Source organism: Serratia plymuthica (genome assembly GCF_018336935.1).
Taxonomy (GTDB): Bacteria; Pseudomonadota; Gammaproteobacteria; order Enterobacterales; family Enterobacteriaceae; genus Serratia; species Serratia plymuthica_B.
Genome location: NZ_CP068771.1, coordinates 821,285 through 834,949, shown reverse-complemented (window position 1 = coordinate 834,949; position 13,665 = coordinate 821,285). Strand labels below are relative to the sequence as shown.

Sequence of the window (13,665 nt, the reverse complement as noted above, 5' to 3'; positions counted from 1 at the left end):
TTTACTTCACTGAAAACGCAGCCTATTAAGGCAGAATCGAAGGCTGATCTGCGCCCTCTTTTTCCACTTTCTGCTGCAGCATGTGCTCGCGTTTCATACCCAGTTTCAACGCCAGCGCGGACGCTACGTAGATAGAGGATATGGTCCCGATAGACACGCCGATCAGCATCGCCAACGAGAAGCCCTGCAGCATGGCGCCACCGAAGATGTACAGCATCAGCACCACCATCAAGGTGGTACCTGAGGTCATCAATGTACGGCTCAGCGTTTGGGTCAACGACACGTTCATGATTTCGTAAGGCGTCCCGCGACGGATCTTGCGGAAGTTCTCACGAATACGGTCGGAAACCACGATACTGTCGTTCAGCGAGTAACCGATAACCGACATCAATGATGCGACGATGGTCAGGTCAATCTCGATACGGAACAGCGACAGCACGCCCATGGTGATGATCACGTCGTGCGCCAGCGCAATAACCGCCCCAAGCGCCAGGCGCCATTCGAAGCGGAAACCGACGTAGATCAGGATACAGATCAACGCCACCAGCAGCGCCATGCCGCCGGTCTGCGCCAGTTCGCTGCCCACGCTCGGGCCGACGAACTCGATACGCTTCACGGTGGCGTTTTTATCCACCGTGCCGTTGATCACACCGATCACTTTATTGCCCAGTTCCTGGCCTGCGGTGCCGGTCGCCGGTGGCATACGCACCATCACGTCACGGCTGCTGCCGAAGTTCTGAATAATCGGGTCCTGGAACCCGGCTTTTTCCAGCGTATCGCGCATCAGATCGAGGTTAGCCGGCTTTTCCAGGCTGATTTCGATTACCGTACCGCCGGTGAAATCCAGACCCCAGTTAAACCCGCGCACCGACATGGTGGCGATTGACGCGACCAACAACAGCAAAGAGATGCCGAAGGCCACGTAATCCCAGCGCATAAAGTCATAGACTTTACGGCCGTAGTTGAGTTGTTCAACAGTATAATCCTGTGCCACAACGCACTCCTCAGATAGACAGCTTGTTAATGCGTTTGCCGCCGTAAAGCAGGTTGACGATGGCACGGGTACCGACAATCGCGGTGAACATGGACGTCGCCACACCGATTGCGGTGGTAATCGCAAAGCCCTTGATCGAACCGGTGCCCACTGCGTACAGAATGATCGCGGTGATCAGGGTCGTGATGTTGGCGTCAACGATACTGGAGAACGCGCCTTTATAGCCTTCATGGATCGCCTGTTGAACGGAACGTCCGTTCTTCAGCTCTTCCTTGATACGTTCGTTTATCAGCACGTTGGCGTCGACCGCCACCGCCAGCGTCAGCACGATACCGGCAATGCCCGGCATGGTCAGCGTCGCCCCCGGCAGCAGGGACATCACGCCGACAATCAGCACCAGGTTGGCAACCAGCGCCGTGGTGGCGATCATGCCGAACTTACGGTACCAGACCACCATGAACACGATAGAAGCCACCAGGCCCCACAGACAGGCTTCCAGACCTTGGGTAATGTTCTGTTGCCCCAGGGTTGGGCCGATAGTGCGCTCTTCCACGATCTGGATAGGCGCGATCAGCGCACCGGCACGCAGCAGCAGCGAGAGCTGGCGCGCTTCGTTCGGGTTGCCGATACCGGTGATGCGGAAGCTGTTGCCCAAGCGCGACTGAATGTTCGCCACGTTGATCACTTCTTCCTGTTTCACCAGAACCGCACGGCCGTTGGCGTCTTTCTTGCCGCTGTCCTTATACTCCACGAACAGGGTCGCCATCGGTTTGCCGATGTTGTCCTTGGTGAAGTTGGACATTGACGTGCCACCGGCGCTGTCGAGCGAGATATTAACCTGCGGCTGGTTGTATTCGTCGGTGCTGGAGGTGGAGTCGGTGATGTGGTCACCGGTCAGGATCACACGCTTATACAGCACTACCGGCTGGCCTTCGCGCGTGTTTTTCACCTCGGAATCGCCCGGTACACGGCCGTTGGCCGCGGCTGTCGCATCCGCGTTGGTGTTGACCAGACGGAATTCCAGCGTAGCGGTAGCGCCCAGGATCTCTTTGGCGCGTGCGGTGTCCTGAATACCCGGCAATTCAACCACGATACGGTCGGAACCCTGGCGCTGCACCAGCGGTTCGGCAACGCCGAGCTGGTTAACGCGGTTACGCAGGATAGTGATGTTCTGCTGCACCGCGTATTCGCGCGCTTCGCTCAGACGAGCATCCGTCAGGCTGGCTTTCAGCGTGTTGGTGCCATTGGCGGAAAGCACCATATCGCGCTGACGCGGGGTAATGTAGCTGATGGCCTGATCGCGGGCGGCATCGTCACGGAAGCGAACTTCCACGCCGTTGTTGTCCAGCTTGCGGATAGACGCATAAGGAATGCCCTTTTCACGCAGCTCGCTGCGCAGGGTATCCATGGTTTGTTCCTGCAGCTTGCTCAGCGCGGTGTCCATGTCCACTTCCATCAGGAAGTGCACGCCGCCACGCAGGTCCAGGCCCAGTTTCATCGGTTCGGCGCCCAGCATGGCCAACCAGGCCGGTGTGGCCGGGGCCAGGTTCAGCGCGACGACGAACTTGTCGCCCAGCTCCGCCATCAAGGCTTCACGGGCACGCAACTGAACGTCAGGATCTTTAAAGCGAGCCAGGATGGCGCCATTTTCCAGCGCAATCGACTTGCTCGCGATATTGTCTTTTTCTAATACGGTACGGACTTGGTCCAGCGTAGTTTCACTGGCGGCGACACCGCGCGCGCCAGTGATTTGTACAGCCGGATCCTCACCATAGAGGTTGGGAAGCGCATAAAGCAGACCGACGATGATCACGACGATCAGCATCAGATACTTCCACAAAGGATAACGGTTTAGCACGGCAATTCCCTTAGGGAAAACAAAATTACAGGGCCTTCATGGTACCTTTCGGCAGAACGGCCGCCACGAAGTCACGCTTGATCATCACTTCCGTGGTGTCGTTCAGCGCAATGGCGATGATGCCGGTGTCAGCCACTTTGGTCACGCGGCCAATCAGGCCACCGGTGGTCAGCACTTCATCACCCTTGCCAATCGAGTCCATCAGCTTCTTGTGCTCTTTGGCGCGTTTTTGCTGTGGGCGCAGGATCATGAAATAGAAAATCAGACCAAACACGACCAGCATAATGATCAGAGAGTACGGGCTTCCCTGAGCCGGGGCCCCTGCGGATGCGACGGCGTCAGAAATGAAAAAGCTCATTGAAATTCCCTCATTAAGTTATCAATTATTAATTCAAGCGTTTCTACCCTTCATCTTTCAAACTGCAGCGATGTTGGCTTCTCTCTTTCACCCCAGTCACTTAGCTATCTAAGCGCCTGGGGATTCATTCGGTCGCCGCCTGGCTGCAACTTGAAATCTATTGGGCAGTTAAAGGTGGAACCGGTTTGCCGATCCGACCGTAGAAATCCGTAACAAACAGCTCTAATTTACCCTGTTCAATAGCCTGGCGTAAACCCGCCATCAGGCGTTGGTAGTGGCGCAGGTTATGAATGGTATTCAATCGGGCACCCAGTATTTCGTTGCAACGATCGAGATGATGCAAGTAGGCGCGGCTGTAATTGCGACACGTGTAGCAATCACAGTCTTTATCCAGCGGAGAAGTATCATCCTTGTGCTTGGCATTACGGATTTTTACCACACCGTCAGTCACGAACAAGTGGCCGTTACGGGCATTACGCGTTGGCATCACGCAGTCGAACATATCGATACCGCGACGCACGCCTTCAACCAGATCTTCCGGTTTGCCGACGCCCATCAGGTAGCGTGGCTTATCTTCCGGAATTTGCGGGCAAACATGTTCGAGAATACGATGCATATCCTCTTTTGGCTCGCCTACCGCCAAGCCGCCAACAGCGTAACCATCAAAGCCGATATCCACCAGCCCTTTTACTGAAACATCTCGTAAATCTTCGTAAACGCCGCCCTGAATAATGCCGAATAAGGCGTTTTTATTATTCAGTTCGTCAAAACGTTGACGGCTGCGCTGCGCCCAGCGCAGCGACATTTCCATCGAGCTTTTGGCGTAGTCCCAGTCGGCCGGATACGGCGTGCACTCGTCGAAGATCATGACGATGTCGGAACCCAGGTCATACTGGATTTCCATCGATTTTTCCGGGCTGAGGAACACTTTATCGCCGTTAATCGGATTACGGAAATAAACGCCCTCCTCTTTAATTTTGCGCATCGCCCCCAGGCTGAACACCTGGAAACCGCCGGAGTCGGTCAGGATCGGACCGTGCCACTGCATGAAATCATGCAGATCGCCATGCAGTTTCATGATCTCCTGCCCTGGGCGCAGCCACAGGTGGAAGGTATTGCCCAGCAGGATCTGCGCGCCGGTCTCTTTCACTTCTTCCGGCGTCATGCCTTTTACCGTGCCGTAGGTGCCGACCGGCATAAAGGCCGGGGTTTCCACCACGCCGCGCTCAAAAATCAGGCGGCCGCGGCGGGCGCGGCCATCAGTTGCTTGTAATTCGTACTTCACAAAACCTCCAGCGCCAGAGAAACAGTCTGGCGTGATTAACATCGAGCCGCGCCAGTTGCGCGACTCAGGGAATTTATTTGCCGACGGACTCGTGTTCCGCCTGCGGATTACGGCTGATGAACATCGCATCGCCATAGCTGAAGAAACGGTACTGCTCGGCCACCGCCTGCTGATAGGCGTGCATGGTGTTTTTATAACCGGCGAAGGCGGATACCAACATAATCAACGTCGACTCCGGCAGGTGGAAATTGGTCACCAGCGCGTCGATCACCTGATAGTGGTAACCCGGGAAGATAAAGATGCTGGTATCGCCGAAGAACGGCGCAATCAGCGCATCCTTGCTGGCGTTGGCCGCGCTTTCCAGCGAACGTACCGAGGTGGTTCCCACCGCGACTACGCGCTTGCCCCGTGCCTTGCAGGCCAGCACCGCGTCAACCACATCCTGCGGCACTTCCGCGTATTCGGCGTGCATCACGTGCTCTTCGATGGTTTCCACCCGCACCGGCTGGAAGGTGCCCGCGCCCACATGCAGAGTGACAAACGCCATCTCGACGCCCTTCGCGCGCAACGCCGCCAGCAGCGGCTCATCGAAGTGCAGCCCGGCGGTCGGCGCCGCAACGGCACCCGGCTTCTCGCTGTAAACCGTCTGATAAAGCTCGCGGTCGGCGTCTTCATCCGGCCGATCGATATACGGCGGCAGCGGCATATGGCCAACGGCATTGAGGATGGCGAACACATCGCGTTCATCGTTGAAGCGCAATTCGAACAGCGTATCGTGGCGTGCCACCATGGTGGCGGCAACGCTTTCGTCATCGCCCAGCAGCAGTTCTGCGCCCGGCTTCGGCGCTTTTGAAGCGCGCACGTGCGCCAACACCCGATGATCGTCCAGCACGCGCTCAACCAGCACTTCAATCTTGCCGCCGCTGACCTTGCGGCCAAACATGCGCGCCGGGATCACGCGGGTGTTGTTGAATACCAGCAGATCACCGGCTTCCAGGTTGTCCAGCAGATCGGTGAATACGCCGTGCGTCAGCGCCCCGCTCGGCCCGTCCAGCTGCAGCAAACGGCAACCGCTGCGCTCAGGCTGAGGATAATGGGCAATCAGGGACTCGGGAAGTTCAAAGGAAAAATCGGCGACGCGCATGGGTATTCACTTCTTCAATATAGAACTGGTTGGTAAAAAATAAGCGGCCTAGTCTAAAGCCGCCGGCGGTCAGCAGCAAGAAATAAGGAGGATTTGCGCGACTTCGGATACAATGCCCGGATGAACTTCCTTGCACATCTCCATTTGGCTCAGTTGGCGGAAAGCTCGCTGCTGGGCAACCTGTTGGCCGACTTCGTGCGCGGCAACCCCGCAGGCGAGTACAATCCCGAGGTAGTGGCCGGCATAATGATGCACCGCCGCGTCGACGTACTGACCGACAGCCTGCCCCAGGTGAAAGTCTGTCGTGACTTCTTCAGTGACGAACACCGCCGCGTGGCGCCCATCACGCTCGACGTGGTGTGGGATCATTTCCTGGCGCGCCACTGGCAACAGTTGGAACCCTCCCTCAGCCTGCGCAGCTTTACCCAAGAGGCCCGCAGCCAGATCGTTCCGCATTTGCCGCTGACGCCGCCGCGCTTTCAGAACTTAAACGGGTATTTATGGCAGGAACGTTGGCTGGAGCGCTACGCCGAGCTGCCGTTTATCGGCACCGTGCTGGCCGGCATGGCCAGCCGCCGTCCCCGTCTGGCGGCTCTGGCCGGCTCTTTCGCCGACGTGGAGCGCCACTATCATCAGCTTGAAACACAGTTCTGGCAGTTTTATCCGCAGATGATGCAGCAGGCAAAAGACAAAAAGCTTTAAGCGCAAACCAAACCCGTTGAAAATGCGACGCTTTACAAGAAACCGGGTTTTAAGCCTTGCCCTTTTGCGGGAAAAGGTTATTTTAAAGCCTGCTAAATTCAATTGCCAAATTCGATAGGTAAAAGCTATCTCATCGATTGGTCTTTTACCCTTTATTCGCCGGGTCTTGGTCCCTATACTGGCCCTTGCTTTTACATCAACCCCTTAACACCTATTACAGGAGTAATTATGGTCCTGGTAACTCGTCAAGCCCCTGACTTCACTGCAGCTGCCGTACTGGGCAGCGGCGAAATCGTTGAAAACTTCAACTTTAAGAAGCACCTGAACGGCAAACCGGCCGTACTGTTCTTCTGGCCGATGGACTTCACCTTCGTATGTCCTTCTGAGCTGATCGCTTTCGATCACCGCTATGAAGAGTTCCAGAAGCGTGGCGTTGAAGTGGTTGGCGTTTCATTCGACTCAGAATTCGTTCACAACGCATGGCGTAAAACCCCTGTCGAAAATGGCGGCATCGGTGAAGTGAAATACGCCATGGTTGCTGACATCAAGCGTGAAATTCAGAAAGCTTACGGTATCGAGCACCCGGAAGCCGGCGTTGCGCTGCGCGGCTCTTTCCTGATCGACAAAGACGGTGTGGTTCGCGCTCAGGTTGTTAACGACCTGCCAATCGGCCGTAACATCGACGAAATGATCCGTACCGTTGATGCGCTGCAATTCCACGAAGAGCACGGCGAAGTGTGCCCGGCTCAGTGGGAAAAAGGCAAAGCAGGTATGGGCGCATCTCCAGACGGCGTAGCTAAATACCTGTCCGAGAACGCTTCCAAGCTGTAATTTCAGCCTGCAAGTGAATCAACCGGCCCTCGCGGCCGGTTTTTTTTGCTCTTTTTTAGGGCAGCCTGCCCCCCACCCGGGCTTTATTTCCCTGTTTCCGCTCACATTTCCTGCCCTGAATACCGCGTAATACCCCACCTGTAGCTACTATAAATAACGCTGGCTCGCTCTTTGCAGGGTAAAACGGCAAGCCAATCACAATAAGAACACTGACAGGGTAGGAATAACTATGTTTTTACAGAAATGGAGCAAGCCGCTGACCATGGCGGCGCTGCTGGTCAGCAGCAGCCTGTACGCCGCCTCCAACCCGGCGGTCGAAGCCAAAAATGGCATGGTAGTGACATCGCAACATCTCGCCTCGCAGGTGGGCGTCGATATCCTCAAGTTGGGCGGCAACGCCATTGATGCCGCAGTAGCGGTCGGTTATGCGCAGGCGGTGGTTAACCCCTGCTGCGGCAACATCGGCGGCGGCGGTTTTATGACGGTACACCTGGCCGACGGTACCGACACCTTTATCAACTTCCGTGAAACCGCTCCGGCGGCAGCCAGCGCCAACATGTACCTGGATGCCGAAGGCAACGTGAAAAAAGGCGCCAGCCTGTATGGCTACCTGGCGGCGGGCGTGCCGGGCACCGTGCTGGGCATGGAAACCGCACGCCAGAAATACGGCAAGCTGAGCCGCGAGCAGGTGATGGGGCCGGCGATCAAACTGGCGCGCGAAGGCTTTGTACTGACCCGTGCCGATACAGATATTCTCGATACCACCGTCGCCCGCTTCAAACAGGACCCGGAATCCGCCAAGATCTTCCTGCGCCCGGACGGCAGCGCACTGCAACCGGGCGACCGTCTGGTGCAGAGCGATCTGGCCAACACCCTGGAAGCCATCGCCAAAGACGGCCCGGACGCCTTCTATAAGGGCAAGATCCCGCAGGCCGTGGAGGCCGCAGCCAAACAAGGCGGCGGCATCCTGACGGCGAGCGACTTCGCCAACTACAAAGTGACCGAAACGCCGCCCATTACCTGCAGCTACCGTGGCTATAAATTTGTTTCCGCACCGCCACCCAGTTCCGGCGGCGTAACGCTGTGCGAAATCCTCAACGTGGTCGAAGGTTATGATCTGAAAAGTATGGGCTTTAACTCGGCGGCGGCCATCCACACCCTGACCGAAGCGATGCGCCACGCCTATATGGACCGTAATACCTACCTTGGCGACCCGGAATTCATCAAGAACCCGATCGATCGCTTGGTCAGCAAGAGCTACGCCGAAGAGATCCGCAAAAAAATTGTGGCAGACAAGGCCACGCCGTCGGAGAACGTGCAGCCGGGCATGGAGCCCCACGAGAAACCGGAAACCACCCACTATTCCATTGTCGATCATGACGGCAACGCAGTATCCACCACCTATACCGTCAACGGCCGCTTTGGCGCGGTCGTGATAGCCCCGGGTACAGGTTTCTTCCTTAACGATGAAATGGACGATTTTACCGTTAAGGTCGGCGAGAAAAACCTGTACGGACTGGTGCAGGGCACCGCCAACAGCATTGCCCCCGGTAAGCGCCCACTATCGTCGATGAGCCCGACGCTGGTGACCAAAGACAACAAAATCTTTATGGTGCTTGGCTCGCCGGGCGGTTCGCGCATCATCACCATCACCCTGCAGACCGCACTGAACGTGATCGACCACGGCATGGCGCCGCAGGAGGCGGTGGATGCCCCCCGCATTCACCATCAATGGCTGCCGGACGAAGTTTATTACGAGCAGCGTGGCGTTTCCGCCGATACGCTGAAACTCCTGGGCGGCATGGGGTACAAGATGGTTGAGCAAACGCCGTGGGGCGCCGCCGAACTGATTCTGGTGGGGCTGCCGGGTGCCGCCGGCGTCAGCCCAGCCAACTCCGGCAACGATTCGGCGGTTTCCGGCAAGGTACGCGAAGGTTATCTGTACGGCGCCAATGACGTGCGCCGCCCGGCAGGTTCAGCGGTAGGCTATTGATCTTATAGAAAGTGTGAACGCACACTAACTTAATCAGGGGCCGGTTTATCGGCCCCTTTGCTGTCTTAGCCTACCCGTCGCCACAAGGTGACCGACTCTTCGCCCAGTTGCAGCGTCATGCCGTTCTGCTCTTCTCTCAGCTCACCATGCCCTTCCAGCCGCTGCCATTGGCCTGCGGCCAGCAGCGGGCTGTACGGCAACGCCACTTCACCGCTGCCGCCACGCTGTAACGCCACCAAGACCTGTTCCCGTTGATAAATGCGCACGAACACCAGCGTTTCACCGACGGCATGCAGCACCTGGCAACCACCGCGACGCAGCGCCAGGCTCTGTTTGCGCAGCGCCGCCATTCGCCGGCACAGCGCCAGCAGGTTCTGATCCCACTGGTTCTCATCCCACGGGAACGGCTTGCGGCAGAACGGGTCGTTGGCGCCATCCAGGCCAATCTCGTCGCCATAATATAAGCAGGGAACGCCAATCCAGCTCATCAGCCACACCGCCGCCATTTGCATGCGTGCCTGATTGCCCTGCAACAGGGTCAGAAAGCGCGCAGTATCATGGCTGTCGAGCTGGTTAAACTGAATCAGTTGGCTGCCGTGCGGCAACCCGGCACGGTAGCCGTCCATCCACTGCGCGCAGTCCGCAGCATCGATCTGCACCGGATGATGCGCCACGTCCAGCCCGGCAAGGAACCCTCTTACCGGCAGGGCGAAGCCCATATAGTTCATCGCCGCGTCTTCCACGCCGGCATGCAGCCAGCGGCGCGCGTCGCCAAAGTGTTCGCCCAGCACGTAGGCCTGCGGGTTTTCCTGTTTAACCGCCTGATAAATGCCGGCAAGATGTTGGAGATTGCCGGTAGCACCGCCGTTCTCGCCCAGCATGTGCACTACGTCCAGCCGCCAACCGTCGATGCTGTAGGGTGGGCGTAACCAGTGGCGCACCACGCTACCCTCGCCGCGATAAATCTTCTCGGCCACCTGAGGCTCGGCAAAATTGAGCTTCGGCAGGCTGGCGTTACCTTTCCAGTCCAGCGCCCGGCCGTCAGGGTAGAAATTGAACCAGCCGCGGTACGGTGAATCCGGGTGATGACAGGCGCCGTTGTCGCCCTGCTGATGGCGATCAAACCAGGGGTGGGAATCGCCGGTATGGTTAAACACCCCGTCCAGCACCAGTTTCATGCCAACCTTGTGAGTACTCACTCGCAAACGCTGCAAGGCGGCGTTGCCACCGAAATAGGGATCGACCTGGTAATAGTCTTCGGTGTCGTATTTATGCACGCTTGGCGCGGTGAAAATCGGATTCAGGTACAGCGCCGTGACGCCCAGCTTCTGCAGGTAAGGCAGCTTTTGACTGATGCCATCCAAATCGCCGCCATAAAAAGTGGAAGCGGCATTCAGGTCTTCCAGCGGATGCTGCCAGTCGCGACGCACCACGTCGCAACCGGCCGCGTGATGGCGATAGCTGCCGTTCTGGATGCCGTGCTCACCGCCGCTGCCGGCGAAACGATCGGGGAAAATTTGATAAAATATCTGATCCGCCACCCAGGCCGGGCTGCGGTCAGGCTCGTCGAGCGCAAACTGCGCCAGTTGGCCCGGCGGGATCAGCGACCAACCCTGCGGCCCGAACCATTGCTGACGATCGGCCCACACCAGCTTGAAGCAGTAGCGCCGCGTGGCCTCTCCTTCGTTCAGCGTCAGGCTGGCCTGATAACGCCACCGGCCCTCAACGCCCTGCGCTTTCATGATCAGCAGCCATTCTTCGTTATCCGGCTCGGCGCGTAAAAACACCCTTTCAGGCACATCATCACCCTGTAACCACAGCGTGATATCCAGGCGTTGTCCCTTCTTCACCACAAAGGGCGGGACCGGTTGATGCCAGGCGTTAAGCATACTGTTCTCCTGCTGTACAAAACGAAATCGACGACGTTATTCAATACCGCGAACAATGCCACGTTGAGTGCAAGTCCCCCTCCTCTTTGGCCGCTAAACTCGGGGAGGAGCCGGGGGGCGGAGATAGGCAATCGGCGGCAACCCTATGTAAAAAAGGGTAAACAGCCGCACATTATGGCCCGCAGCCATTAGGCTAACGTCTTTTGAGTGTATTGGATATTTTTTGCGCATTTTTTAAAGGAGCGATTATGCAACAACAGATAACACTGTGGCTGGAGAGATTCGGGCTGGAATTCAGCGGGGTGATGTCTCTGCTGATGGTGCTCGGGCTGATCGTCCTGATTTCGGTGGCCATTCATCTGGTGCTGCACCGCGTAGTGCTGGCGGCAATCCAGCGCCGTGGCCAGCAGTCGCAGCGCGTATGGCAACAAGCGCTCACCCGGTACAAGCTGTTTCAGCGCATGGCGCTGTTGCTGCAAGGGGTCATCATCAATCTGCAGGCCGTGCTGTGGTTGCACGGCGGCGAGACGCAGGCGTTCATCGTCACCGCCGCGCAGGTCTGGATCATGGCCTTTGCCCTGCTGTCGCTGTTTTCGCTGCTGGATACGCTGCTGGCGGTGTTGCGCCAAAGCCCGCTGTCGAATCAACTGCCGCTGCGCGGCATTTTCCAGGGGCTGAAACTGGTAGCCGCCATTCTGATCGGCATCATGATCGTTTCATTGCTGATGGGCAAATCGCCATTGCTGCTGCTCAGCGGCCTGGGCGCGATGACCGCGGTGCTGATGCTGGTGTTCAAGGACCCCATACTCGGGCTGGTGGCCGGCATTCAGCTTTCCGCCAACGATATGCTGAAAATCGGCGACTGGCTGGAGATGCCGAAATACGGGGCCGACGGCGCGGTCACCGACATCGGCCTGACCACGGTAAAAGTGCGTAACTGGGACAACACCGTCACGACCATTCCCACCTATGCGCTGATCTCAGATTCCTTCAAGAATTGGCGCTCAATGTCGGAATCCGGCGGGCGGCGCATCAAGCGCAGCATCAATATCGATACTACCAGCGTGCATTTTCTGTCCCCGGAAGAGCAACTGCGCCTGAATCGCAACCCGCTGCTGCAGCGTTATCTGAACGATAAAACGCAAGAACTGAGCCACTATAATCAGCAGAGTGCCGTGGATCTCAGCTCGCCGCTCAACGGCCGCCGCCTGACCAACCTCGGCACGCTGCGCGCCTACCTGGTGGCTTACCTGCGCGCGCACCCCAAGATTCATCAGAGCATGACGCTGATGGTGCGCCAAATGGCGCCGACGCCGGAGGGCTTGCCGCTGGAGATTTACGCCTTCACCAACACCACGGTGTGGGCGGAATACGAGAGCATTCAGGCCGATATCTTTGACCATATTCTGGCGGTGATTAACGAGTTCGATCTGCGCGTGCATCAAACGCCCACCGGCAACGACATGCGTAGCATGCTGAGCCAAATGCGAGCGGCGACGGACGTTTCCTGACGCAGGCTGACGTAATTATGTCTGCTGGTAATTATTCCCTGCCGATTGCCAGCAGATGTCTCCAGACGCTTTTCTTCTGCGATTAAAACGGCATTAATGAGCCTTTCCTCCCGCGCACAGAAGAAGAGACACCTTTGCTGAAATCGTTAAAACGCCGGTTGTTTACCCTGCTGGCCACCCTGATGTTTATCGGCTGCCTGCACAGCGCCTCGCTGGACGAAAGCCGCATGAGCCGCACGCTGCAACCCTCGCTAAGTGCCCTCAGCAGCAGCATGCAGGATATCCGTGAAGTGCTGGCGCGCTGTGCCGGCGAGGACGAGGAAGAACGGCTGTGCGACAGTAGTTTGCGTGTTGAAACACGCGCCTCGGGTGACGATGAACCCGAGGATAGACGATAGTCTGCACGGGTCAAAACAAACCATTGCGTCATGCGCAACACCCAATTATGATGCGTATAACGCAACACCGATGGAGCCATCAGGATGATAAAAAGCTTCAGACATAAAGGACTCAAGAAATTCTTTGAAACTGGTTCAACGGCCGGCATCGACGCCAAACAGGCGAAAAAAATCAGCCTCCGGCTGAGCGTGTTGGATCTGGCTAAGGAAATCAATGATGTAGACCTCCCCGGATTCTTTCTTCATTCGCTGACGGGCGATCGAACAGGACTTTGGTCAATCACCGTCACGGGCAACTGGCGAATTACGTTTGAATTGTCCGAGGGGGATATCTATATCGTCAATTATGAGGATTATCACTGATGAACCACATGCATAACCCGCCACATCCCGGAGAACTGATCAAGGAAACGATGGAGACATTGCAGCTTAGCGCGCGCGCCCTGGCCAGAGCGCTTGATGTAGCGCCATCAACGGTTCAACGTCTGATTACCGGCAAGTCCGATATCTCACCGGAAATGGCTATACGTTTATCGATTGTTATCGGCAGTTCCGAACATGTCTGGATGGGAATGCAGGATGCCTACGATCTCTGGCACGCCAGACAAACCATTGACCTATCGAAACTACGCAAACTGGATTTTGCCTGACAGACCAGAACCATAAGCTTAAAAAAACACCGGCGCTGGCCGGTGTTTTCAT

Annotated in this window: 13 protein-coding genes; 7 read left to right on the top strand and 6 right to left on the bottom strand. The window is 57.0% G+C overall.

Going from position 1 to position 13,665, the window contains the following annotated elements:
- Positions 1-25: 25 nt before the first annotated feature.
- The 5 genes from secF to queA all read right to left on the bottom strand — a co-directional run bounded on the left by secF (position 26) and on the right by queA (position 5,639).
- The gene (secF, locus tag JK621_RS03925; protein WP_212558728.1) at positions 26-994 is read right to left on the bottom strand and encodes a protein translocase subunit SecF; all 969 of its coding nucleotides are present in this window, start codon (positions 992-994) and stop codon (positions 26-28) included.
- 10 nt (positions 995-1,004) lie between these two features.
- Entirely contained in the window at positions 1,005-2,852 is a 1,848-nt protein-coding gene (secD, locus tag JK621_RS03920) for a protein translocase subunit SecD (protein ID WP_212558727.1), read from the bottom strand.
- Between the two features lie 25 nt (positions 2,853-2,877).
- A complete protein-coding gene (gene yajC, locus JK621_RS03915) occupies positions 2,878-3,210 on the bottom strand; it encodes a preprotein translocase subunit YajC (protein ID WP_004949246.1) in 333 nt (110 codons plus the stop codon).
- A 157-nt stretch (positions 3,211-3,367) separates the two neighbouring features.
- On the bottom strand, positions 3,368-4,495 hold the full coding sequence (gene tgt / locus JK621_RS03910) for a tRNA guanosine(34) transglycosylase Tgt (RefSeq protein WP_212558726.1): 1,128 nt from the start codon (positions 4,493-4,495) through the stop codon (positions 3,368-3,370).
- Positions 4,496-4,568: 73 nt separating this feature from the next.
- The gene (gene queA, locus JK621_RS03905; protein ID WP_212558725.1) at positions 4,569-5,639 is read right to left on the bottom strand and encodes a tRNA preQ1(34) S-adenosylmethionine ribosyltransferase-isomerase QueA; all 1,071 of its coding nucleotides are present in this window, start codon (positions 5,637-5,639) and stop codon (positions 4,569-4,571) included.
- 120 nt (positions 5,640-5,759) lie between these two features.
- On the opposite strand from queA, the gene JK621_RS03900 reads away from it, so the two are divergent.
- From JK621_RS03900 to ggt, 3 genes are all read left to right on the top strand, one after another.
- Complete coding sequence (locus JK621_RS03900) at positions 5,760-6,341, top strand: ACP phosphodiesterase (RefSeq protein ID WP_212558724.1); 582 nt, start codon at positions 5,760-5,762, stop codon at positions 6,339-6,341.
- Positions 6,342-6,569: 228 nt separating this feature from the next.
- The gene (locus JK621_RS03895; protein ID WP_004949238.1) at positions 6,570-7,172 is read left to right on the top strand and encodes a peroxiredoxin C; all 603 of its coding nucleotides are present in this window, start codon (positions 6,570-6,572) and stop codon (positions 7,170-7,172) included.
- Between the two features lie 229 nt (positions 7,173-7,401).
- Entirely contained in the window at positions 7,402-9,165 is a 1,764-nt protein-coding gene (gene ggt, locus JK621_RS03890; protein WP_212558723.1) for a gamma-glutamyltransferase, read from the top strand.
- A gap of 65 nt (positions 9,166-9,230) precedes the next feature.
- Here ggt and malZ read toward each other — a convergent pair whose 3' ends face one another.
- Positions 9,231-11,054 carry a maltodextrin glucosidase gene (gene malZ / locus JK621_RS03885; RefSeq protein WP_212558722.1) on the bottom strand — a complete coding sequence of 608 codons (1,824 nt, stop codon included), beginning with the start codon at positions 11,052-11,054 and terminating at the stop codon, positions 9,231-9,233.
- 248 nt (positions 11,055-11,302) lie between these two features.
- Between malZ and JK621_RS03880 the strand changes: the two genes are divergently transcribed.
- The 4 genes from JK621_RS03880 (at position 11,303) to JK621_RS03865 (ending at position 13,613) form a co-directional block, all read left to right on the top strand.
- Entirely contained in the window at positions 11,303-12,565 is a 1,263-nt protein-coding gene (locus JK621_RS03880) for a mechanosensitive ion channel family protein (protein WP_212558721.1), read from the top strand.
- A gap of 134 nt (positions 12,566-12,699) precedes the next feature.
- A complete protein-coding gene (locus JK621_RS03875; protein ID WP_212558720.1) occupies positions 12,700-12,963 on the top strand; it encodes a hypothetical protein in 264 nt (87 codons plus the stop codon).
- Positions 12,964-13,047: 84 nt separating this feature from the next.
- The gene (locus JK621_RS03870) at positions 13,048-13,326 is read left to right on the top strand and encodes a type II toxin-antitoxin system RelE/ParE family toxin (RefSeq protein WP_062869834.1); all 279 of its coding nucleotides are present in this window, start codon (positions 13,048-13,050) and stop codon (positions 13,324-13,326) included.
- Positions 13,326-13,613 (top strand): HigA family addiction module antitoxin, encoded by a 288-nt coding sequence (locus tag JK621_RS03865; protein WP_212558719.1) that lies wholly within the window; start codon positions 13,326-13,328, stop codon positions 13,611-13,613. The genes JK621_RS03870 and JK621_RS03865 overlap by 1 nt, the downstream gene beginning before the upstream one ends.
- Positions 13,614-13,665: the final 52 nt, after the last annotated feature.

Excerpts from the sequence above, each read along its gene's own strand:
- yajC (WP_004949246.1), bottom strand. The coding sequence starts at position 3,210 with ATGAGCTTTTTCATTTCTGACGCCGTCGCATCCGCAGGGGCCCCGGCT.
- queA (WP_212558725.1), bottom strand. The coding sequence starts at position 5,639 with ATGCGCGTCGCCGATTTTTCCTTTGAACTTCCCGAGTCCCTGATTGCC.
- JK621_RS03900 (WP_212558724.1), top strand. The coding sequence starts at position 5,760 with ATGAACTTCCTTGCACATCTCCATTTGGCTCAGTTGGCGGAAAGCTCG.
- JK621_RS03895 (WP_004949238.1), top strand. The coding sequence starts at position 6,570 with ATGGTCCTGGTAACTCGTCAAGCCCCTGACTTCACTGCAGCTGCCGTA.
- ggt (WP_212558723.1), top strand. The coding sequence starts at position 7,402 with ATGTTTTTACAGAAATGGAGCAAGCCGCTGACCATGGCGGCGCTGCTG.
- malZ (WP_212558722.1), bottom strand. The coding sequence starts at position 11,054 with ATGCTTAACGCCTGGCATCAACCGGTCCCGCCCTTTGTGGTGAAGAAG.
- JK621_RS03880 (WP_212558721.1), top strand. The coding sequence starts at position 11,303 with ATGCAACAACAGATAACACTGTGGCTGGAGAGATTCGGGCTGGAATTC.
- JK621_RS03870 (WP_062869834.1), top strand. The coding sequence starts at position 13,048 with ATGATAAAAAGCTTCAGACATAAAGGACTCAAGAAATTCTTTGAAACT.
- JK621_RS03865 (WP_212558719.1), top strand. The coding sequence starts at position 13,326 with ATGAACCACATGCATAACCCGCCACATCCCGGAGAACTGATCAAGGAA.